The sequence below is a fragment of the Marinicauda salina genome, from assembly GCF_003122085.1.
Taxonomy (GTDB): domain Bacteria; phylum Pseudomonadota; class Alphaproteobacteria; order Caulobacterales; family Maricaulaceae; genus Maricicauda_A; species Maricicauda_A salina.
The window spans coordinates 39,569-59,344 of sequence record NZ_QEXV01000003.1 but is presented as its reverse complement, the minus strand read 5'-3'; the positions used below and the strand labels follow the sequence as shown (position 1 = coordinate 59,344).

Annotated in this window: 18 protein-coding genes; 15 read left to right on the top strand and 3 right to left on the bottom strand. The window is 69.3% G+C overall.

Going from position 1 to position 19,776, the window contains the following annotated elements:
• The first annotated feature begins 108 nt into the window (after positions 1 to 108).
• Entirely contained in the window at positions 109 to 588 is a 480-nt protein-coding gene (locus DDZ18_RS13705) for a hypothetical protein (RefSeq protein WP_146190615.1), read from the top strand.
• The gene (locus tag DDZ18_RS13700; RefSeq protein ID WP_146190614.1) at positions 585 to 1,100 is read left to right on the top strand and encodes a hypothetical protein; all 516 of its coding nucleotides are present in this window, start codon (positions 585 to 587) and stop codon (positions 1,098 to 1,100) included. The genes DDZ18_RS13705 and DDZ18_RS13700 overlap by 4 nt, the downstream gene beginning before the upstream one ends.
• Here the strand turns inward: DDZ18_RS13700 and DDZ18_RS05800 are convergent.
• Entirely contained in the window at positions 1,086 to 1,994 is a 909-nt protein-coding gene (locus DDZ18_RS05800) for a haloalkane dehalogenase (protein ID WP_109252437.1), read from the bottom strand. The genes DDZ18_RS13700 and DDZ18_RS05800 overlap by 15 nt on opposite strands.
• A 149-nt stretch (positions 1,995 to 2,143) precedes the next feature.
• Here DDZ18_RS05800 and lpdA point away from each other — a divergent pair, with 149 nt between their 5' ends.
• The 6 genes from lpdA (at position 2,144) to DDZ18_RS05770 (ending at position 8,239) form a co-directional block, all read left to right on the top strand.
• A complete protein-coding gene (gene lpdA / locus DDZ18_RS05795) occupies positions 2,144 to 3,559 on the top strand; it encodes a dihydrolipoyl dehydrogenase (RefSeq protein ID WP_109252436.1) in 1,416 nt (471 codons plus the stop codon).
• Between the two features lie 73 nt (positions 3,560 to 3,632).
• The gene (locus DDZ18_RS05790) at positions 3,633 to 4,289 is read left to right on the top strand and encodes a hypothetical protein (protein WP_109252435.1); all 657 of its coding nucleotides are present in this window, start codon (positions 3,633 to 3,635) and stop codon (positions 4,287 to 4,289) included.
• A 190-nt stretch (positions 4,290 to 4,479) separates the two neighbouring features.
• A complete protein-coding gene (locus tag DDZ18_RS05785; protein ID WP_109252434.1) occupies positions 4,480 to 5,334 on the top strand; it encodes a hypothetical protein in 855 nt (284 codons plus the stop codon).
• Positions 5,335 to 5,361: 27 nt separating this feature from the next.
• The gene (locus DDZ18_RS05780; RefSeq protein ID WP_158272082.1) at positions 5,362 to 6,597 is read left to right on the top strand and encodes a polymer-forming cytoskeletal protein; all 1,236 of its coding nucleotides are present in this window, start codon (positions 5,362 to 5,364) and stop codon (positions 6,595 to 6,597) included.
• Positions 6,598 to 6,758: 161 nt separating this feature from the next.
• Positions 6,759 to 7,727 (top strand): lipoyl synthase, encoded by a 969-nt coding sequence (lipA, locus tag DDZ18_RS05775; RefSeq protein ID WP_109253062.1) that lies wholly within the window; start codon positions 6,759 to 6,761, stop codon positions 7,725 to 7,727.
• Between the two features lie 5 nt (positions 7,728 to 7,732).
• A complete protein-coding gene (locus DDZ18_RS05770; RefSeq protein ID WP_109252432.1) occupies positions 7,733 to 8,239 on the top strand; it encodes a type II toxin-antitoxin system RatA family toxin in 507 nt (168 codons plus the stop codon).
• Here DDZ18_RS05770 and DDZ18_RS05765 read toward each other — a convergent pair.
• Both DDZ18_RS05765 and DDZ18_RS05760 read right to left on the bottom strand, forming a co-directional pair.
• Positions 8,216 to 8,719: a CinA family protein gene (locus DDZ18_RS05765; RefSeq protein ID WP_109252431.1), complete on the bottom strand. Its 504-nt coding sequence runs from the start codon at positions 8,717 to 8,719 to the stop codon at positions 8,216 to 8,218. The two genes, DDZ18_RS05770 and DDZ18_RS05765, sit on opposite strands and share 24 nt — an antisense overlap.
• A complete protein-coding gene (locus DDZ18_RS05760; RefSeq protein WP_109252430.1) occupies positions 8,716 to 9,861 on the bottom strand; it encodes a bifunctional 2-C-methyl-D-erythritol 4-phosphate cytidylyltransferase/2-C-methyl-D-erythritol 2,4-cyclodiphosphate synthase in 1,146 nt (381 codons plus the stop codon). Before DDZ18_RS05760 ends, DDZ18_RS05765 begins: the two co-directional genes overlap by 4 nt.
• Before the next feature lie 86 nt (positions 9,862 to 9,947).
• Between DDZ18_RS05760 and dusB the strand changes: the two genes are divergently transcribed.
• The 7 genes from dusB (at position 9,948) to DDZ18_RS05725 (ending at position 19,772) form a co-directional block, all read left to right on the top strand.
• Positions 9,948 to 10,976 (top strand): tRNA dihydrouridine synthase DusB, encoded by a 1,029-nt coding sequence (gene dusB / locus DDZ18_RS05755; RefSeq protein WP_109252429.1) that lies wholly within the window; start codon positions 9,948 to 9,950, stop codon positions 10,974 to 10,976.
• The gene (locus DDZ18_RS05750; RefSeq protein ID WP_158272081.1) at positions 10,973 to 12,022 is read left to right on the top strand and encodes a two-component system sensor histidine kinase NtrB; all 1,050 of its coding nucleotides are present in this window, start codon (positions 10,973 to 10,975) and stop codon (positions 12,020 to 12,022) included. The genes dusB and DDZ18_RS05750 overlap by 4 nt, the downstream gene beginning before the upstream one ends.
• Positions 12,019 to 13,293: a response regulator gene (locus DDZ18_RS05745; RefSeq protein WP_109252427.1), complete on the top strand. Its 1,275-nt coding sequence runs from the start codon at positions 12,019 to 12,021 to the stop codon at positions 13,291 to 13,293. The genes DDZ18_RS05750 and DDZ18_RS05745 overlap by 4 nt, the downstream gene beginning before the upstream one ends.
• A 72-nt stretch (positions 13,294 to 13,365) precedes the next feature.
• On the top strand, positions 13,366 to 15,582 hold the full coding sequence (locus DDZ18_RS05740; RefSeq protein WP_233245724.1) for a sensor histidine kinase: 2,217 nt from the start codon (positions 13,366 to 13,368) through the stop codon (positions 15,580 to 15,582).
• Positions 15,583 to 15,587: 5 nt separating this feature from the next.
• Complete coding sequence (ntrX, locus tag DDZ18_RS05735) at positions 15,588 to 16,988, top strand: nitrogen assimilation response regulator NtrX (RefSeq protein WP_109252426.1); 1,401 nt, start codon at positions 15,588 to 15,590, stop codon at positions 16,986 to 16,988.
• Between the two features lie 19 nt (positions 16,989 to 17,007).
• Positions 17,008 to 18,381 (top strand): Trk system potassium transporter TrkA, encoded by a 1,374-nt coding sequence (trkA, locus tag DDZ18_RS05730; protein WP_109252425.1) that lies wholly within the window; start codon positions 17,008 to 17,010, stop codon positions 18,379 to 18,381.
• Positions 18,381 to 19,772: a potassium transporter TrkG gene (locus tag DDZ18_RS05725; protein WP_109252424.1), complete on the top strand. Its 1,392-nt coding sequence runs from the start codon at positions 18,381 to 18,383 to the stop codon at positions 19,770 to 19,772. Before trkA ends, DDZ18_RS05725 begins: the two co-directional genes overlap by 1 nt.
• Positions 19,773 to 19,776 lie beyond the last annotated feature (4 nt).

Sequence of the window (19,776 nt, the reverse complement as noted above, 5' to 3'; positions counted from 1 at the left end):
GTATATCAGAATTATTGACGGGATTGGCGGGCGCTCTTAGATTGAAATTTCTCAGCGTCTAAATTGCATGAACGGAGGAGGCGTTTGCGGCTATTCATTGATGCAATTGTGAAAGTTATCTTCATGATGATTGCTGCAACGATCATCATTATCCCTCTGGGGTTTCAGTGGGCTGAAGCTCTTGTTTTAGAGAATAATGGGTCTAACGTTCCGATTATATTACATATAATTGATGATATATTTGTTGTTGTTATGGCGATTTCTATGGCTTGCGTATTAGAAGCAGTAGAGTTGAATTGGGATTGTTTACGGCAAAAAATTCGATTTCCAATAATTACGAATCTTATTGCAATATTATGCGGTTTCGGACTTATTTTGTGTGTAGCTTTCCTAGCTGTTTATGCATCACTATCGTCTGAGCTAGAGGCAATTTCGTTAGACTTGATGCGAATTATGAAACCTCTCATCGTCTTATGTGGGTTAATTGTATTTGCGTCTATTGGCGTGCAGGCTGCTATGACTGTAAAGAAATCTCAGGAGGCACGCGCGAGATTTGGGTACACACAGCGCTCGGGAGCGGAGCAATGAGCGCTCTTCAAGTCATAGATTTATTGTCAATTGCCGCCTTCTTATATTGTGCACTATTTTTGCTAGTGAGTATTCTCATATCGAGGCGATTGATTGCGAGGAAATACATTCATTTGCACGCTATGGCTGCTGCTAAGCTTATTGACGAGTTAAGTAAAGAAAATGGAGGCGATGAATTGCAGAAGAGGGATGCTGGAGACTATATCGATGATAGTGTTTATTGGCTTGCTGCATATATGTCAGAGCCTAATAAGACAATTGAATTGCTTTTGGCAGATAAATCAGAGGTCAAATTTGCTTCAATTGTTTCTGCTATCAAAGAAGTACGCGATAACAAATTAAGTGAACGTTGGTTATCAAATTTTGATGGCCTAGAGCATTCGCGTAATCTAGTTGATCAACCACTTGTGAAATATGCGACGACAGATATTTTAGCAAACGAGATTCGATACTCGGCAAAGCAATTCCTTAGAGACGCTTTGACCGAGACTGATCGTCTACGCATGAGCTAGCCCGAAGCGCTTCACCGCCTCGCGCGCGATCGGTTCGCCCCATTCCTGGACGAAATGGCCCGCCCCGGCGAGACGCATCGGCTCGGGGCAGTTGCGGATCCGGGCGTGCAGCTGCTCCATCAGCGGCGCGCCGAGCACGGGGTCCTCCATGCCGATCGCCATCAGGCTGTCGCCCGCCCAGTCCTCGCTCCAGAATTTCAGCGCGCGCTTTCCGGTCTCGACGCCCTCCATGTCCGGCGAGGTCGGCACGATGGCGGGGAAGCGGCGTACGCCGGCCTTGTAGCGCTCGTCGGGGAAGGGCGCGGCGTAGGCGGCCGCCTCGTCGTCGGCGAGGATCGGCGTGGCCCGCTTCATCAGCCCGGCGACGTCGAGATCGGGATTGGCCGCGGCGTAGGCGCGCCAGGCCTCGAAGCCTTCGCCGGGGCTCTGGCCGGTTCCGAGCCCCGTGTTCATCACGATCAGCCGCGTGAAGCGGTCGGGATAGTCCATCGGCAGGGTGAGCCCGAGCAGCCCGCCCCAGTCCTGGCAGACCAGGCAGATATCGGTGAGGCTCAGCCGCTCGATGAAGGCCTTCAGATAGTTCCGGTGCCAGTGGAAGGTGTAGACCGCGTCGTCGACGGGCTTGTCGGAGCGGCCGAAGCCGAAGAAGTCCGGAATGACCACGCGCGCGCCGGCGGCGACAAAGACCGGCGCCATCTTGCGGAACAGATAGCCCCAGGTCGGTTCGCCGTGCAGGCACAGGAAGACCGGCGCGCCCGTCTTCGGCCCCTCGTCGACATAAGCCAGGCGCAGGCCCTCATAGCCGGGCAGGTCGTCGATATAGGCCGGCTCGAAACCCCAGCCGGGCAGGTTGGCGAAACGGTCGTCGGGGGTGCGCAGGGCGTCTATCGTCATCGGCGTCTCCTTGTCTCGTCGACAGCATGGAGACGCGCCTTCGGCGAGAAAAGCGCAAACCGCGCGGCGATGGTGGCGCGCGCGGCGCGGCGCCGTTATGAACGGCGCCGACGCGGGACCCGCCCGCCGGCTGTTCCAGGGAGATCGTGTTGGCCGAGACCGAATTCGACGTGATCGTCATCGGCGGCGGACCGGGCGGCTATGTCGCCGCCATCCGCGCCGCCCAGCTGGGATTCAAGACCGCAGTGGTCGAGCGCGACAAGCTCGGCGGCGTGTGCCTGAACTGGGGCTGCATCCCGACCAAGGCGCTCCTGCGCACCTCGGACATCTATCACCTGTTCCAGCGCGCCGAGGAATTCGGGCTGAAGGCCGACAATGTCGGGTTCGACATCGAGGCCGTGGTCAAGCGCTCGCGGAAAGTCGCCGGGCGGCTGTCCTCGGGCGTCGGTCATCTCATGAAGAAGAACAAGGTCACGGTGATCGAGGGCGAGGCGCGCCTCGAGAAGGGCGGCGACGCGCCGAAGGTCCTGGTGAAGGGCAAGGAGGACAAGGAGACGGGCTACAAGGCCAGGCACGTCATCCTCGCCACCGGGGCGCGGGCGCGCACGATCCCCAAGGCCGGGCTCGAGCCCGACGGCAAATTCATCTGGACCTACAAGGAGGCGATGGTTCCCGAGGCGATGCCGAAATCGATGCTGGTCATCGGTTCGGGGGCGATCGGCATCGAGTTCGCGAGCTTCTATCACACGATGGGCGCCGACGTGACGGTCGTGGAGATGGTCGACCGTATCGTGCCCGCCGAGGACGAAGAGATCTCGGCGATGGCCGAAAAGCAGTTCAGGAAGCAGGGCCTCAACATCCTCACCGAGGCCCAGGTCGAGAAGCTCGACAAGGGCTCGAAGACCGTGAAGGCGACGGTGAAGAAGAAGGACGGGAAGACCGAGACGATCGAGGTCGACCGCGTCGTGCTCGCCATCGGCATCACCGGCAATGTCGAGAATCTCGGCCTCGAGGAGCTCGGCGTCGAGATCGACAAGGGCCATGTCGTCGCCGACGGCTTCGGGCGCACCGGGGTGAAGGGGCTGTACGCCATCGGCGACGTCGTGGGCGCGCCCTGGCTGGCCCACAAGGCGAGCCACGAAGGCGTGATCTGCGTGGAAAAGATCGCCGGCGAGGACGTCCATCCCATCGACAAGTCGAACATTCCCGCCTGCACCTACTGCCATCCCCAGATCGCCTCGGTGGGCCTCAGCGAGCAGGGGGCGAAGGACGCCGGCCACGACATCCGCGTCGGCCGCTTCCCCTTCGTGGGCAATGGCAAGGCGATCGCGCTCGGCGAGGACCAGGGGCTGATCAAGACGATCTTCGACAAGAAGACCGGCGAGCTTCTGGGCGCCCACATGATCGGCGCCGAAGTCACCGAACTCATCCAGGGCTACGCCGTCGGCAAGACGCTCGAGACGACCGAGGCCGAGCTCATGCACGCGATCTTCCCGCACCCGACGCTGTCGGAGATGATGCACGAGAGCGTGCTCGACGCGTACGACCGCGCGCTCCACTACTGACGCATCCGATCCGCCAAGCAGGCGCATCACTCCCGTGACCGCGGCCGACGGGCCGCAACAACGGGAGATGATGATGAAGACAGTTCTGCTCGCCGCGGCGCTCGCCGCCTCGTTCGGGACCGCGCACGCGCGCAACCAGTCCTTCGACGGCATCGCCGGCGTGATCGACACCGACACCGACGGCAATGTCGAGATGAACGGCGTATCGGTGACGGTGCGCGGCCGCGTCGGCGGCTGGGTCGATCTCAACGGCGCCAGCGTGGACGTCGAGGCCGATGTCGGCGGCGACGTCGATCTCAACGGCGCCAGCGTCGAATTCACCGGCTCGGCGGGCGGCCGCACCGAGGTCAACGCCGGCGGGACGACGCTGGACGGAACGTTCTCCGGGCCGGTCGAGGTCAATGCCGGGCGCGCCACGCTGCGCGGCGTCTATGAGGGGCCGGTCGAGATCAACATGGGATCGGTCCGGCTCGAAGGCCGGTTCGCCGCGCCCGTCGAAATCCGCGGCGAGGGCCGGGGCGGGCTGTTCCGCCGCGGCGACCGCTCGCGCGTCGAGGTGTCCGGCCCGCTCGAACAGGGCGGGCGGATCTGCGCCCACGAGGTCGAGTTCGGCTGGGGCGCGTCGGTCGGCGGCGAGCTGCTCGTCATCGCCGATTCGCCGCCCGAGTTCGTCGACGGCGAGACGCTGGAGGGCGTGCGCTACGAACCGCGCGAGGACGAGCGCTGCTAGACGGCCCGACCCTCGAATTCCTTAGGCGAGAGGCGGTCCCCGGCGGGGCCGCCTCTCGTCATTCGGGACCCGCCATCCCGGCCCCCATCTGCAGAAATTTATCGTTTTTCGAAAAAAACCTTTGTTATCGAGTTTCGATATGTTATCGAGTTTCGATATGGTTGGTCGAAAACAATACGGGAGCGGCTCGATGACGCGACTCCTTCTCACCACGGCGGCGGCCGGCGCGATGGCGCTGGCGCTCGGCGGATGCATCTATGTCGATACGAGCGGGGCGGCCTACGCCTCCAAGGGCAAGCAGAACCTGATCGGCGGCGATGTCAGCGCGACGCTCGACGAGGACGGCGACTTTCGAGTCGCCGGCGCCGATGTCAGCCTGTCGGGCCGTGTCGGCGGGCGGCTGAGCGTCGCCGGCGCGGACTTCCGCGGCGAGGATCTCAGCCTCGGTTCGCTCGAGGGCGCCGCCGCCGACGTCGTGTTCGACGGCGAGGTCGCCGAAGACGTCGACATGAACGTCGCCGACATGCGCTGGAGCGGGCCGGTCGGCGGCGCCTTCGAGGTCAACGCCGCCGATCTGCGCTTCGATGGATCGGTCGGCGGGGGCTTCCGCGCCAACGTGGCTGATGCGCGCCTGTCGGGCGTGTTCTCCGATGTGCGCGTCAACGCCGCCGACCTCGTTCTCGAAGACGGCTTCCAGGCCAGCGGCGACGTGCGCGTCAACGCCGCCGAGCTTGACGTCGACGGGCTGATCAGCGGCCGGCTCGACGCCGCGGCGCGCACGGCGCGCATCGCCGGCATCGTCGAGGGGCCGCTCGAGATCTACGCCGATCCGGGCCGGCGCCCCCATGACCGCGAGGACGGCCTGGTCGTCATCTCCGGGCGCACGGCCGGCGGCGAAATCTGCGCCCGTCGGGTCGTGATCTCGGGGACGGTGACCGGCGCGCTCGCCGTGACGGCCGACGAACCGGCGACGATCGAAGCCGGCGCCGACGCGCCCGAGGTGAGCTTCACGGCCCGCGAGGGCCGCGAATGCGAGCGGGAGTAGAGCGAGATGAACAGGACGGTCAGGCCCATGAATAATCTCAAGTCACTCCTCTTCGGCGCGCTGCTTGCGCTGGCGGCGGGCGCCGGAGCCCAGGCCCAGTATCTGGGCGGGGATCTCAATCTCAGCCTCGACGAGGATGACGATATCCGCTTCCTCGCCGGCGACGTCACGCTCGACGGCCGCGTCGGCGGCGACGTCCGCGGCATCGCGGGCGACGTCTCGATCGACGCCGATATCGGCGGCGACGTTTCGATCGTGGGCGCCGACGTGACGCTCAACGGTCTCGTCGGCGGCGATGTGGATCTCGCCGGCGCGGACCTGCTGATCGGATCCGACGTCGACGGCGATGTCGACGCAGCCGGCGCGAACGTGACCTTCACCGGCCGGATCGGCGGGAGCGTCGAAGCCGCCGGCGCGCTCATCACGCTCGAGGAGGGCGCGGAGATCGCCGGCGACGCCGAGTTCGCCGCCCGCGAAGTCCAGCTTCTCGGTCGCATCGGCGGCTCGCTCGAGGCGCGCGCGCGCGATCTTCGCATTCACGGCGAGATTGACGGCCCGCTCGAGATCCGCGCCCGCAACGTCACCTTCGAGGACGGCGCGCGGATCAGCGGCCCGATCGAGGTGCGCGGTCCGAACGAGCCCGAAATCGCCGAGGGCGCGGAGATCGCCGGCGAGGTCACCTACGAGTTCGCCGAATGGGACGAGCACCAGATCGGCGAGTTCGAGGGCGTCAATTTCGATCTCGACTTCGGTCCGCCGAGCTGGGCGTTCGGGGGCGCCTTCGCCGCCAGCGCCTTCGTGCTGGGGCTGCTGGCCTCGCTCATGGCGCCGAAATCGGTCGCCGCGGTCGCCATGGCGTTCCGCAAGCGGCCGTGGATTTCGGGACTGCTCGGCCTGGTGGTGTTCGCGGTGTCGCCGGTTCTGGTGCTGACGCTCGCCGTGCTGCTGCTCGCCACGGTGATCGGCATACCGCTGGCGCTCGTGGTGCTGTTCGCCTTCCCGGTGATCCTGTTCCTGGCGTTCGCTTTCGGCGGGGTCGCCATCGGCGACATGATCTTCAACCGTTCGGGCGAACGCGCCGGGCTGGGTCTTCGGACCGGGTCACTCGCGCTGGTCCTGCTCGCGCTGGCCGCTCTGGGCGCCGTGCCCGTGCTCGGCTGGATCGTGAGCCTGGTCGTCCTGTGCATCGGGTTCGGCGCCTGGTCGATGGCCATTTTCTCCCGGCAGCTGCCCGAGGAGGCGGCCTCCGAACCCGCCGCCTGAGACCGTTCCCCCGCGGCGTCGCACCGACGACGCCGAAGACTGCTGCAGACCCGGCCGGCCCGAGCGCCGCGCCGGGTCTTTTTTCGCGGTCGCGTCACGGCCGATGATTCCGGCGCGTCCGCGCCTTGAACCGCGGGGCGGCGCGGTCCATGTTCCGCGCCATGACGACCCTGATAGACGCCAACGCGGCGCGCGCGGCGCGCCATCCCGAGAAGCAGAAGCGCCCCGACTCCCCGGTGCTCCGCAAGCCGGACTGGATCCGGGTGAAGGCGCCCGCGGGCGGGACCTTCGCCGAGACGCGCAAGGTGGTGAAGGAGAACAATCTCGTCACCGTCTGCGAGGAGGCGGGCTGCCCGAATATCGGCGAGTGCTGGTCGCAGAAGCACGCGACCTTCATGATCCTGGGCGACACCTGCACCCGGGCGTGCAGCTTCTGCAACGTCAAGACCGGCCTGCCCAACGCGCTCGACCACGACGAGCCGCGCCGGGTCGCCGAGGCGACCGCGGCGATGGAGCTCAAGCACGTCGTCATCACCTCGGTCGATCGCGACGACCTCTCCGACGGCGGGGGCGAGCACTTCGCCGAGACGATCCGCGCCATTCGCGAGCACGCGCCGGGCACGACGATCGAGATCCTGACCCCGGACTTCCTCAGGAAGCCGGGCGCGGCCGAGATCGTCATCGACGCCAAGGCCGACGTCTTCAACCACAATCTCGAGACGGTGCCGCGGCTCTATCTCTCGATCCGGCCCGGCGCGCGCTATTACCACTCGCTGCGTCTGCTGGAGCGCGTGAAGGAGCGCGCCCCCTCCCAGTTCACCAAGTCCGGCATCATGGTCGGGCTCGGCGAGACCAAGGAGGAGGTGATGCAGGTCATGGACGACATGCGTTCGGCCGGCGTCGACTTCCTCACAATCGGCCAGTACCTGCAGCCGACGCGCAAGCACGCCGCCATCGATCGCTACGTCACGCCCGAAGAGTTCAAGGGTTACGAGACGATCGCGCGCGCCAAGGGCTTCCTGATGGTCTCGGCGACTCCGCTGACGCGCTCGAGCTATCACGCCGGCGACGATTTCGTCCGCCTGCGCGAGGCGCGCGAGGCGGCGCTCAAGGCGGGCCGGCGGGTCTAGCGCCGGTGTCGGCCGAGTACGAGGAACGCCTCAGGCTGCGCTTTCGGCCTGACGATCTCTTCGATCTCGTCGCCGACGTGCGCGCCTATCCCGATTTCATCCACCTCATCAGCGCGATGCGGGTTACGCGCGACCATGTCGAGAACGGCGTCGGCGATCTCGACGCCGAGGCGCGCGTGCGCTTCCGCTTCGTCCGCGAACGCTTTTCGACGCGCGTCCATCTCGACCGGCCGAACCGGCGCATCGACGTGAAATATCTTCACGGGCCGTTCCACGATCTCGCCAATCGCTGGCGGTTTCACGAGCTGTCCGACGGTTCGACGCTGGTCGATTTCTGGATTCGCTACGCCTTCCGCAATCCGCTGCTGCAGACGCTGGTCGACACCAGCCGCGGCCGGGCGGTGCGCTATCTCATCCGCGCCTTCGGCGAGGAGGCGGAGAAGCGCTATCCAATGGTGGGCGAAGAGACGCTCGACCTGGACGCTGAGCTAGAAGCGCTCGACGCCCGCTGAGAGCAGGCGCAGCGCCTCGAGCACCGACAGCTCGCGGACCCGTTCCCGGCCGACATCGCCGAAACAGCGCGCCACGGTGAGGTTCGCGCCGCGCGTCGCCGCCAGCCCGAACCAGACGAGCCCGACCGGCTTGCCCGGCGCGCCGCCGCCCGGCCCGGCGATCCCGGTGATCGATACGGCGATCTGGGCGCGGGAACGCGCCAGCGCGCCAGACGCCATGGCGGCCGCGGTTTCGCGCGAGACGGCGCCGCAGCGTTCGATCGTCCCGGCCGGAACGCCCAGCATCTCGGTCTTGGCCGCGTTCGAATAGGTCACGAAGCCGCGCTCGAACACCGCCGACGAGCCGGCGATCTCCGTAAGCGCCGCGCCGACCAGCCCGCCCGTGCAGCTTTCCGCGGTGGCGAGCATGACCCCGCGCGCCGTCGCGGCTTCCACGAGAGCGCGCGCGCGCACGCGGACGGGCGAGAAGCGGGCGCTCATCTGGCGATCCCCGTGACGACGGCCTGGGCGGCGAGGCCTTCGCCGCGGCCGGTGAAGCCGAGGCCCTCGGTCGTCGTCGCCTTGACGTTCACCCGCGCCTCCGGGAGCCCGAGGAGTTCGGCGAGCCGGGCGCGCATGGCCGTGCGGTGCGGCCCGATCTTCGGCCGCTCGCAGATCAGGGTCACGTCGGCATGGACGATCGAAACGCCGGCCTCGGCGGCCAGGTCGAGCGCATGGCGGAGGAAGCGGTCGGACGGCGCATCCTTCCAGCGCGCGTCCGAAGGCGGGAAGTGTTCACCGATATCGCCGCGTCCGGCCGCGCCGAGCACGGCGTCGGTGACGGCGTGAAGCCCGGCGTCCGCGTCCGAGTGCCCGACGAGGCGGAACGGGCAGTCGATGCGCACGCCGCACAGGGTGACGCCGTCGCCCGCGGCCAGGCGATGGACGTCATAGCCGAAACCCGTAACAGGGGTTCCACCTGCGCCTTGCGGCAACAACTTCTCGGCGCGCATGAAGTCCTCCGGCCAGGTGATCTTGAAATTGTCTTCCTCGCCGTCGACGAGCGTCACGTCGAGGCCATGCGCGCGCGCCAGCGAGACCTCGTCGGGAAACGCCGCGTCGGGACCGGCCGCGGCGAAGGCCGCCCGGATCGCCTCGGTCCGGAAAGCCTGGGGGGTCTGGATCCGCACCAGCCCCTCGCGGCTGACGGGTTCGACGCCCTGATCATCCCGGCGCGCCAGCGCGTCGGCGACGGGCAGGGCGGGTGCGGCGCCCGGTGCGGTCTCGAGCGCTGCGAGAAGCCGGTCGATGAGCCGCGCCGACAGGAAAGGCCGGGCCGCGTCGTGGATGAGGACGGCGTCGGCCGTCGCCGTGTCGACGCACGCCGCGACCGACGCGGTCCGCGTCGCGCCGCCCTCGACCGTTCGAACCGGTCTTTCGAGGCCGGCGGCGATGCCTGCGACGCGCTCGGCGTCGCCGGGCGCGACGGCGACGACGACCTCCGCGCAGCCGGGATGCGCGGCGAAGGCCTCGAGCGACCAGGCCAGAAGGGGCTTGGCGCCGAGCGCGCGGTATTGCTTGGGCGTTCCGCCCCCGGCGCGCTCGCCGCGTCCGGCGGCGACGATGCAGGCGCTGAAGCCCATGATCGCGTGCGTCCTCGCTCGGTTCCGAGAGCGCCAAGCGTTACGGCGTCTGGAAGCGGGCGTCCAGACGCGGTATCTCCCCGCCCATGAGCAACGCGCCGCCACCCGCCCGGCCCGGAGCCTTCTCGATCGGCGACGTCGTCGTGGACGCACCGGCCGTGCTCGCGCCGATGTCGGGGGTTACGGACTACCCGTTCCGCAAGCAGGCGCGGCGCTTCGGCGCGGGCATGGTCGTTTCCGAGATGGTCGCCTGCGAAACGCTCGCCCAGGGCCGCGCGGACGTCGCCCGCCGCATGGCCGGCGACGCCGATGTCGCGCCGCGCGTGATCCAGCTCGCCGGCCGCGAGGCGAAATGGATGGATGTCGGCGCGCGCATCGCCGCCGACGCCGGCGCGGAGATCATCGACATCAACATGGGCTGCCCGGCCCGCCAGGTGACGCGCGGGCTGTCGGGCTCGGCGCTGATGCGCGATCTCGACCACGCGATGACGCTGGTCGAGGCGACGGTGAACGCCGTCGATCTGCCGGTGACGCTCAAGATGCGGCTTGGCTGGGACCATGACAGTCTCAACGCCCCGGAGCTGGCCAAGCGGGCCGTCGACGCCGGCGTGCGCCTGATCACCGTGCACGGCCGCACGCGCCAGCAATTCTACAAGGGCGCGGCCGACTGGGCCGCCGTCGCCGCAGTGAAGGCCGCCGTCGATGTCCCGGTCATCGTCAACGGCGACATCGCTGACGCCGACGACGCCCGCGCCGCGCTGGCGAAATCGGGCGCCGACGCGGTGATGGTCGGCCGCGCGAGCCAGGGCCGGCCGTGGCTGCCCGGCGCGATCGGACGCGCACTGATAACGGGCGGCGCGCTCGAGGAGCCCGATCCCGCCGTCGGCGCGGCGTCGCTCGCCGAGGCGGTCGAGGACGCCGCGACCCTGTACGGCGCGGAGCTGGGCGTGCGCTGCATGCGCAAGCATTTCGCCTCCTTCGTCGACTGGGCCGAACCCGACCCGGACGCGCGCAAGGACTGGCGCGGGCGGCTCTGCCGCAGCGGCGCGGTCGCCGAGGCGCAGGCCGGGCTGATCGCCTTCGCCGAAGGGCGGACCGTCCGGCGCGCGGCGTGAGCGAGGCCGGGCGCGATCCGGCGGAAAGGGCCGCCCAAGCCGCGGCGACGGCGCTCGTGCTCATCGATGCCCGGGGCCGCATCCTGTTCGCCAATCCCGCCGCCGAGACCGTTCTCGAGCGCTCGCGCGCGCGCCTGGAGGGCCATGCGCTGGTCGACGCCGGGGCGGCGGGCGAGGCCGCCTGGCGTCTCGCCGAACGCGCGATCGCCGAGGGGCGCGAGGTGCTGGGCCATGACGTGACGATCGAGACCGCCGACGGGCCGCGTCGGGCTGCGATCGACGCCGCGCCGGAGGGCGAGGGCGCGGTGGTCGGCCTCCGTCTCTGGCCGGAGGCGGGCGTCAGCGCGCGCGGCGACCGGGCCGCCAGCGCCGCGGCGGGATTCGGCCGGATGCTGTCGCACGAACTCAAGAACCCGATCGCCGGAGCGCGCGGCGCCGCCCAGCTGATCGCGTCGAGCGACGACGTCGAGACGCGCGAACTCGCCGAGGTGATCGTTGGCGAACTCGATCGCGCCCGGCGCATAGCCGATCGCTGGAGCGCCGTCGGCGACATCGCCCCGGCGCCGTTCGGGCCGGTCAATCTCAACGAGCTCGCCCGCGAGGCGCGCGGCTCGGCGGCCATGGCTGCGGGGGAGGTCGTCAGCTTCGTCGAGCGCTTCGATCCTTCGCTGCCGCCGGCCTTCGGCGACCGGGACCTGTTGCTGCAGGCGTTGCTGAACCTGCTGACCAACGCCGCGGAGTCCGTCGCCGACGCGGGCGGCGGGACCGTCGAGATCGTCACGCGCTATCGCAGCGCGACCCCGGCCGGCGCGCCGCCCGATGCGCGGCTCGAGATCGCGGTGCTCGACGACGGCGCCGGTGTGCCGGATGATCTCGGCGACGCCGTCTTCAACCCGTTCGTGACCGGCAAGCCGGCCGGCGAAGGGCTGGGCCTGGCGATCGTCGCCCGCGTCGCCGAACTTCACGAAGGCGGGGTCGAGTACGAGAGCCGCCCGGGCCGCACCGTGTTCCATCTCTACCTGCGCGAGGACGCTTCGGGACGATGAGCCGGCGCATCCAGCTTCTGGAAGACGACGACTCGCTGCGGCTCGTGATATCGCGCGCCCTGTCCCGGGCGGGCTACGAGGTGCGGGCGACCGCGTCGCCGGACGCCGCCATCGACCGCATGGCGCGCGGCGATGCGGATTTGCTCATCGCCGATGTCCTGCTCGGCCGCGAGAATTTCCTTGAGCGCCTCCAGGAGGTGAGGGCGGCCCGGCCGAACGCGCCGGTGATCGTGATCAGCGCGCAGACGACGGCGGCCACCGCGATCCGCGCCGAGCAGGGCGGGGCGGTGGAGTACCTGCCGAAACCCTTCGATCTCGAGGACCTGGCCGCGGCGGTGGAACGCGCGCTCGGTACGGCCGGCGAGACGAAACGGTCCGGCGCCGATCCGTTCGCCATGCTCGCGGGCCGTTCGCCGGCCATGCAGGAAGCCTTTCGCGCGATCGCCCGGCTGGCCCCGCGCCGCGAGCCGGTGGTCTTCTCCGGTCCGGACGGGTCGGGTCGGGCCGCGGCGGCGCGCGCGCTCTACGCGGCGTCCGAGCGGGACGGGATGCTGCGCGAGGCCGGCCCGGCGGCGCTCGACGACGATTTCGCGGGCGTCTTCGAAGGGCTCGGGGCCGACGATGCGGTGCTGCTGCGCCGCGCCGAGGCCTGGACCCCGAAGACCCAGGCCCGGCTGCTCGAGCGTCTCGAGGCGTCCGGGGCGGGGCCGCGCATCCTCGCGACTGTCTCGCCCGACGCGGGGAGGGTGGTGCGCCCCGACCTGATGGACCGCCTGGGCGTCGGTCATGTCGACCTGCCGCCGCTTCACGAGCGCGGCGACGACGTCCTGCTCCTGTTCAGGCGCTTCTTCGAAGCCGGCGCCGGCCGCCCGCCCGAGCTCGAGGCGGCGGCGGAGCGATACCTCCGATCGCGGGTGTGGCCGGGCGAAGTGCGCGAGCTCGAGCGCGCGGCCCGGCGGCTCGCCGCGCAGGGCGGGCCGGGCGCGGTGACGCTGGAGGCGGTGAAGGCGGCGATCGCGACGCCCGGCGAGGCGGCGGCCGACGAGGCGATCGAGACGGCCGCCATGCGCTATGCCGCGAACCTGCTGGAAGCGGACGAAACGGACATCGCCGAGCACGTCCGCGCGGCCGCCGAGCGCGGCATGATCCGCGCCGCGCTCGCTGCGACGGGCGGCGTGCGTCGGGAGGCGGCCGACCGCCTCGGGCTCAACCGGAACACGCTCGCCCGCCGGATCGCCGCGCTCGGGCTGGATGAAGAAAGTGAGGATTAGGCGCAACAGCTGCGTTGAAATCCTGTCACAGCCGGTCCACGATGCCCGCCGCGCGACCGTGAGGTAAGGGTATTGGCGCCACGTCGCATTTCACTGGCCGGGGCCGGTCGGGTCTCGCTGTTCGCGGCCGGGTTCGCGGTTTCGTCGCTGCTTCTGGTGGCGCTCGCGCTGCTGGCGCTTTCCGAGACCGGCGCCGTCGGCGAGGGCGGGGCGGTCTTCTACGGTCTGCTCGCCGTCAACGCGGTCCTGATCGCGGCTCTCGCCGGCACGGCGGTCGCGCGCGCCGCGCGCAAGCTGATGGGCCGGCGCTTCGGCGAGCCCGCGCCGCGTCTGCATATCCGTTTCATCGCGCTGTTCGCGCTCGCCGCCGTCGCGCCGGCCGCGCTCATGGCGGCCTTCCACGCGCTCGTGCTCGGCCGCGGCGTCGAGTTCTGGTTCGGCGAGCGGGTGAACACGCTCGTCGAGACCACCGCGGCGATGGCCCGCGAGCAGGCGCCGCTGACGCTCAGTCTCGCGGAATTGCAGCTGCTGGGCATGGTGAACGATCTGTCGCAGCCCCAGGCGATCCGGGGGCTGCAGGAGAACCGGATCCGGTATGCCGAGTATCTGCGCAGCCAGGCCATCGGCCGGGGGTTCGCCGCGGCCTATGTCATCGATGAGCGGGCGACGATCCTCGCGCGCGCCGAGGCGCCGGGCGCGCCGGCCTTCGCCGCGCCGTCTCTGCGCCTGTTCGATCTCGCGCACGAGGACATCGGCGTCAGCGATCCCGTGCAGCGCGAGGACGAGCCCGACTATGTGCGCATGCTGATCGACCTGCCGAACTATGACGGCGCCTATCTCTACGTCGTCTGGTACGCCGATTTCAGCCTGCTGACCGCGGCCGAACAGGCGACCATGTCCTACCGCCAGGCGGTCGCGCGCGAAGGCCAGATGCGGGAGGTCTTCATTCTCGTCTACGCCGAGGCGTCGGCGTTGATCCTTGTGGGTGCGATCTGGCTGGCGCTCACCGCGGCCAACCGGGTCGTCACGCCCGTGGGCCGGCTGGTCTCGGCCGCCGAGCGGGTGCGCCGGGGCGATCTCGACGCGCGCGTCGACGTGCCCCGCGACGATGACGAGATCGCCGCGCTCGGACGGGCGTTCAACCGGATGACCCGCCAGCTCAATTCGCAGCGCAGCGCGCTGCTCGACGCCAACGCCGAAGCCGAGCGCCGCCGCGCCTTCATCGAGGCGGTGCTGACCGGCGTGAGCGCGGGCGTGATCGGCGTCGACGAGGCCGGGCGCATCACGCTGGTGAACCGGTCGGCGGCCAGCCTGCTCGACATCGATCCGGACTCGCTGGTGGGCGAGCATCTCGAACAGGCCGCGCCGGTCTTCCTGCCCGTCGTGGAGGAGGCGACCCGCCGGCCCGCCGAGATCGCCGAGCGCCAGATCGACCTGGCCGGTTCGGACGGCGCGCTCACCCACCTCAACGTGCGCGCCGGACGCGACGAGAACGGCGGCCTGGTGATCACCTTCGACGACGTCACGCGGCTAGTCAGCGCCCAGCGCAACGCCGCCTGGCGCGACGTCGCCCGCCGCATCGCCCACGAGATCAAGAACCCGCTCACGCCGATCCAGCTGTCGGCGGAGCGGCTCAGGCGGAAATACCGCAAGCAGCTCGCAGAGGACGATCTCGACACGTTCGATCGCTGCGTGGAGACCATCGTCCGCCAGGTCAGCGATATCGGCCGGATGGTTGACGAGTTCTCCTCCTTCGCCCGGATGCCGGCGCCGAAGATGGAGGCCGCCGATCTGGGCGATATCGCCCAGGGCGCGGTGTTCGCCCAGCGCGTGGCGTCGCCCCAGCTCCGGGTCAATCTGGATCGCGACGACGGCCCGCACACCGTCGAGTGCGACAGCCGGCTGGCCTCGCAGGCGCTCGCGAACATTCTCAAGAACGCCGCCGAAAGCGTCAGCGCCCGGATGGAGGGCGAGGGGGCCAAATCGGGCGGACGCATCGATGTCGAGGTTCGCAGCGAGGAGGGTTTCGGGATCATCGAGGTGCGCGACGACGGGCTCGGCTGGCCGACGCCCGACCGAAGCCGGCTCACCGAGCCCTACATGACGACCCGGGAGAAGGGCACGGGGCTGGGCCTGGCGATCGTGCGCCGGGTGATGGAGGACCACGGGGGACGTCTGGAGCTGGACGACCCGCCCGGGGACGGGCCCGGGGCGATCGTGCGACTGGCCTTTCCCTTGCTTGATCTGGCCGGCGGGCGATCCGACCCGGCCGCGCGCGCGGAGGCGTGAGACAGATGGCGCATGATGTTCTGATCGTCGACGACGAGATCGATATCCGGGATCTGATCGGAGGCCTGCTGGAGGACGAGGGCTACAAGCCCCGCTACGCCGGCGACGCCGACGAGGCGCTCGCTGCGGTCCGCCAGCGCAAGCCGTCCCTGCTCGTCCTCGATGTCTGGCTGCAGGGCAGCCGGCTGGACGGCATCGAGCTGCTCGACGAGATGAAGGCCGGCGACCCGGATCTGCCGGTGATCGTGATCTCGGGCCACGGCACCATCGAGACCGCCGTCGCCGCCATCCGCAAGGGCGCGTACGATTTCATCGAGAAGCCGTTCAAGTCGGACAAGCTGCTCCTGACCGTCGAGCGCGCGCTCGAGGCGAGCCGCCTGCGACGGGAGAACGCCGAGCTGCGCGCCAAGTCGGGCATGCAGAACGAATTCATCGGCGAGTCCGCCGCCGCGGTTCAGCTGCGTCAGATGATCGAGCGCGTCGCGGCGACCAATTCGCGCGTGCTGATCGGAGGCCCGCCCGGCAGCGGCAAGGAGCTGATCGCCCGGCTCATCCACGCCAACTCCACCCGCCAGGAGGGGCCCTTCGTCGCGGTGAGCGCGGCGATGATGGATCCCGATCGCGTCGAGGCGGAGGTGTTCGGCACCGAACGCGCCGATGGCGGCGTCGAGCGCGTCGGCCTGCTCGAGCAGGCCCATGGCGGCACGCTGTTCCTCGACGAGGTCGGCGACATGCCGATCGCCACCCAGGGCAAGCTGCTGCGCATGCTCGTCGAGCAACGATTCCACCGCGTCGGCGGCAGCGGCGATGTCGAGGTCGACGTGCGCGTGCTGTCCTCGACGGCGCGGGATCTGCGCGAGCTCATCGCGCAGGGGCGGTTCCGCGAGGACCTGTTCCATCGTCTCGCCGTGGTGCCGCTGGAGGTGCCGAGCCTCGCCGAGCGGCGCGACGATATTCCGATGCTGGTCGACCATTTCATCGAGCGTCTCACGGCGATGTCGGGTCTGCCGCGCCGGCGCGTCGGGGAAGACGCGATGGCGGTGCTCCAGGCGCATGACTGGCCGGGCAATGTCCGCCAGCTGCGCAATAACGTGGAGCGGCTGCTGATCCTCGCCTCGGGCGACGCCGACGAACCGGTCAGTCTCGACGCGCTGCCGTCCGAGGTCGCCGGCGGCGGGGAGAGCGGCGGCGGGCTTGACGCCGAGCGCATGATCGCGCTCCCTCTCAGGGACGCGCGGGAGCGCTTCGAGCGCGAATATCTGCGCGCGCAAATCTCCCGCTTCGGCGGCAACATTTCGCGCACGGCCTCCTTCATCGGCATGGAGCGCTCGGCGCTTCACCGGAAGCTCAAGACGCTCGGCGTGACCAACCCGGAGCGCGATCCCGACAAGGAACAGGCATCCTGACGCACGGAGCGGCGAGACCATGAAAGCGGTCGTGTGCGGAGCCGGGCGCGTGGGCTACGGCATCGCCAAGGAGCTTGCCGGCGAAGGCAACGCGGTGACGGTCGTCGACTGGTCGGCCGAGCTCATCGACAAGATCACCACCGATCTCGACGTGCGCGGCGTGATCGGCCACGGCTCGCACCCCGACGTGCTCGAGCGGGCGGGCGGACGCGACGCCGACCTGCTCGTGGCGGTGACCTATTCCGACGAGACCAACATGGTCGCCTGCCAGGTCGCGCACTCGCTGTTCGAGACGCCGATGCGCATCGCGCGCGTGCGCGCGCAGAGCTATCTCGAGAAGGCCTGGAGCGACCTGTTCGCCACTGACGCGCTGCCCATCGACGTGACGATCTCGCCCGAGCTCGAGGTCAGCCGCTCGATTTTGCAGCGCCTCGAGACGCCCGGCGCCTTCACGACCGCGCCGTTCGCCAACAGCCGGGTGCAGCTGCTGGGCGTTCGCATCGAGCAGACTTCGCCCGTCGCAGGAAGTTCCCGGAACCAGATATTGGAATTGTTCCCGGATCTCGGTCTGGACATTGTCGGGATCGAGCGCGAAGGCTCGCTGTTCATTCCCGAGGGCGGCGATCCGCTGGTGGCCGGCGACGACGTCTATCTCAGCGTCGCGGCGGGCCATGTCGGCCGCGCGCTCGAGGTCTTCGGCCGCTCGGCTCCGCGGGCGCGGCGCGTGGTGATCGTCGGCGCGGGCAATATCGGCCTCTACGTGGCCAAGGCGCTCGAGCGCGTCTCCGGGGTCAAGGTGCGCGTGATCGAAGGCGACAAGACGCGCGCCGAGGAGGTCGCCGACACGCTGAGGCGGACGGTCGTCCTGCATGGCGACGGGCTGGACCGTCAGATCCTGCGCGAGGCGGGCGTGGAGGAGGCCGAACTCGCGCTGTGTCTGACCAATGACGACAAGGTGAACCTGCTGAGCGCCGTCATGGCGCGCCGGGAAGGCGCGGAACGCACGCTCACCCTGATCAACGATCAGACCTTCCAGCCGATCAAGACCGCGCTCGACATCGACGTCATGATCGATCCGCGCGCGGTGACGGTCTCGACCATTCTCCAGCACATCCGGCGCGGGCGGATCACCGGGCTGCAGACGATCGGCGGCGGCGCGGCCGAGGCGCTCGAAGGCGTGGCGCTCTCGACGTCGCCCTTGATCGGCAAGTCGCTGCACCGGATGGAGCTGCCCGACGGCGTGGGCGTCGGCGCGCTGGTGCGGGGCGATCGCGTCTATTTCCGCCGCGATGACGTGACGATCGAGGAGAACGATCGCATCCTCCTGTTCGCGCTGAAGCCGGCGGTCTCGAAGGTCGAGCAGATGTTCCGCGTCAGCCTCGAATACTTCTGATGCGCCTTTCCCCGCGCCTGTTCCGGGCCCTTGGCTGGTGTTTCGTCATCCTCGGCGCAAGCGCCGCGCCGTTCGCGGGCCTCGCCGCGCTCGAAGGCGCGGCCGCTGTCTCGCGCGGATTCGCCGTCACCGCCGCGCTCGGCCTGTTCACCGGCGGCGTCGCGCTGGCGGGCACGCAGGCCTCGCGGCGCGCCGCCGGTCCACACGATGCGATGCGGCTCGTCTTCTACGGCTGGGCGCTCACGCCGCTGATCGCGGCGCCGCCGCTGATCGCCGCGGCGGGATCGGCGGCGGGCGGCGCGTTCGAGGCCTATTCCGGACTCACCACGACCGGGGCGACGGTGCTGGTGCCCGAGGACATGCCCCGCAGCATCGTGCTGTGGCGCAGCCTGCTGCAATGGCTGGGCGGCTACGCCAGCGTCATCTTCGCGGTGACCGTGTTCGCCGCGCTCGGCTCGCGCGGCGCCGACCTGCACCGCACCAGCCTGCTCACCGTCGAGGGCGAGGACCTGTTCACCAATTTCGGTCGGGCGGGCCGCCGGATCGGCGGGGTGTACGCCGGGCTGACCGCGGTGGGATGGGTCGCCATGCTGATCGCCGGCGTGAGACCCTTCGACGCGCTCTGTCTCGCCCTGTCGGGGGCGGCGACCGGCGGGTTCGCGCCGCAGTCCGGCCCGGTCGGCGAGTGGGCGCCGTTCGGCGGGCTGGTCGTCCTCGCCGCCCTGTCGCTGGCCGGCGGCTGGAACATCGCGCTCGAATACGAACTGTTGAGCCGGCGGCGGATGAGCCGCCGCATCGGCGAGCTGCGCGGTCTGCTCGCCGCCGCGGGCGCGCTGGCCGTGACCGCCTGGCTCGTCGCCGGGCCGGCGGCGATCGCCGGCGGCTTCCTCGACGGCGTGTTCGCGATCACCACGGCGGGATACGCGAGCGGCGGCGACGTGCTGCCGCCGGTGCTGCTGGTGCTGACGGCCTTGGTCGGGGGCGGCGTGATCTCCACGGCCGGCGGGCTGAAGATGTCGCGCGTGCTCCTGCTGGCGCGCCGGGCGGGCGCCGACCTGAACCTGCTGGCGCATCCCTCCGCGGCGGTGCGCACCCGGCTCGGCGGGCGCGCGACCACCAGCGAGGCGCTCGTGAGCGTGTGGGTCTACGCGCTGGCGTTTCCCGCGACCCTGGCGCTGGGCGCGATCGCCGCCGGGATCGCCGGCGCGGATTTCGCCGACGGCTGGCTGATGACCGGCGCGGCGCTCGCCAACGCCGGACCGCTCGCGGCCGTGGACTACAGCGCGCAGCCAGCCGGCGTGCTAGCCGTATTGTCGGTCGTCATGGTTCTCGGCCGGCTGGAGGTGCTCGCCGCCGCCGCCGCCGTCTTCGCCGTCTTCGCCCCGGAGTGAGCTC

Excerpts from the sequence above, each read along its gene's own strand:
- DDZ18_RS05765 (WP_109252431.1), bottom strand. The coding sequence starts at position 8,719 with ATGAGCGCCCGCTTCTCGCCCGTCCGCGTGCGCGCGCGCGCTCTCGTG.
- lipA (WP_109253062.1), top strand. The coding sequence starts at position 6,759 with ATGACGACCCTGATAGACGCCAACGCGGCGCGCGCGGCGCGCCATCCC.
- DDZ18_RS05760 (WP_109252430.1), bottom strand. The coding sequence starts at position 9,861 with ATGGGCTTCAGCGCCTGCATCGTCGCCGCCGGACGCGGCGAGCGCGCC.
- dusB (WP_109252429.1), top strand. The coding sequence starts at position 9,948 with ATGAGCAACGCGCCGCCACCCGCCCGGCCCGGAGCCTTCTCGATCGGC.
- DDZ18_RS13700 (WP_146190614.1), top strand. The coding sequence starts at position 585 with ATGAGCGCTCTTCAAGTCATAGATTTATTGTCAATTGCCGCCTTCTTA.
- DDZ18_RS05745 (WP_109252427.1), top strand. The coding sequence starts at position 12,019 with ATGAGCCGGCGCATCCAGCTTCTGGAAGACGACGACTCGCTGCGGCTC.
- trkA (WP_109252425.1), top strand. The coding sequence starts at position 17,008 with ATGAAAGCGGTCGTGTGCGGAGCCGGGCGCGTGGGCTACGGCATCGCC.
- ntrX (WP_109252426.1), top strand. The coding sequence starts at position 15,588 with ATGGCGCATGATGTTCTGATCGTCGACGACGAGATCGATATCCGGGAT.
- DDZ18_RS05785 (WP_109252434.1), top strand. The coding sequence starts at position 4,480 with ATGACGCGACTCCTTCTCACCACGGCGGCGGCCGGCGCGATGGCGCTG.
- DDZ18_RS05800 (WP_109252437.1), bottom strand. The coding sequence starts at position 1,994 with ATGACGATAGACGCCCTGCGCACCCCCGACGACCGTTTCGCCAACCTG.
- DDZ18_RS05780 (WP_158272082.1), top strand. The coding sequence starts at position 5,362 with ATGAATAATCTCAAGTCACTCCTCTTCGGCGCGCTGCTTGCGCTGGCG.
- DDZ18_RS05725 (WP_109252424.1), top strand. The coding sequence starts at position 18,381 with ATGCGCCTTTCCCCGCGCCTGTTCCGGGCCCTTGGCTGGTGTTTCGTC.
- DDZ18_RS05790 (WP_109252435.1), top strand. The coding sequence starts at position 3,633 with ATGAAGACAGTTCTGCTCGCCGCGGCGCTCGCCGCCTCGTTCGGGACC.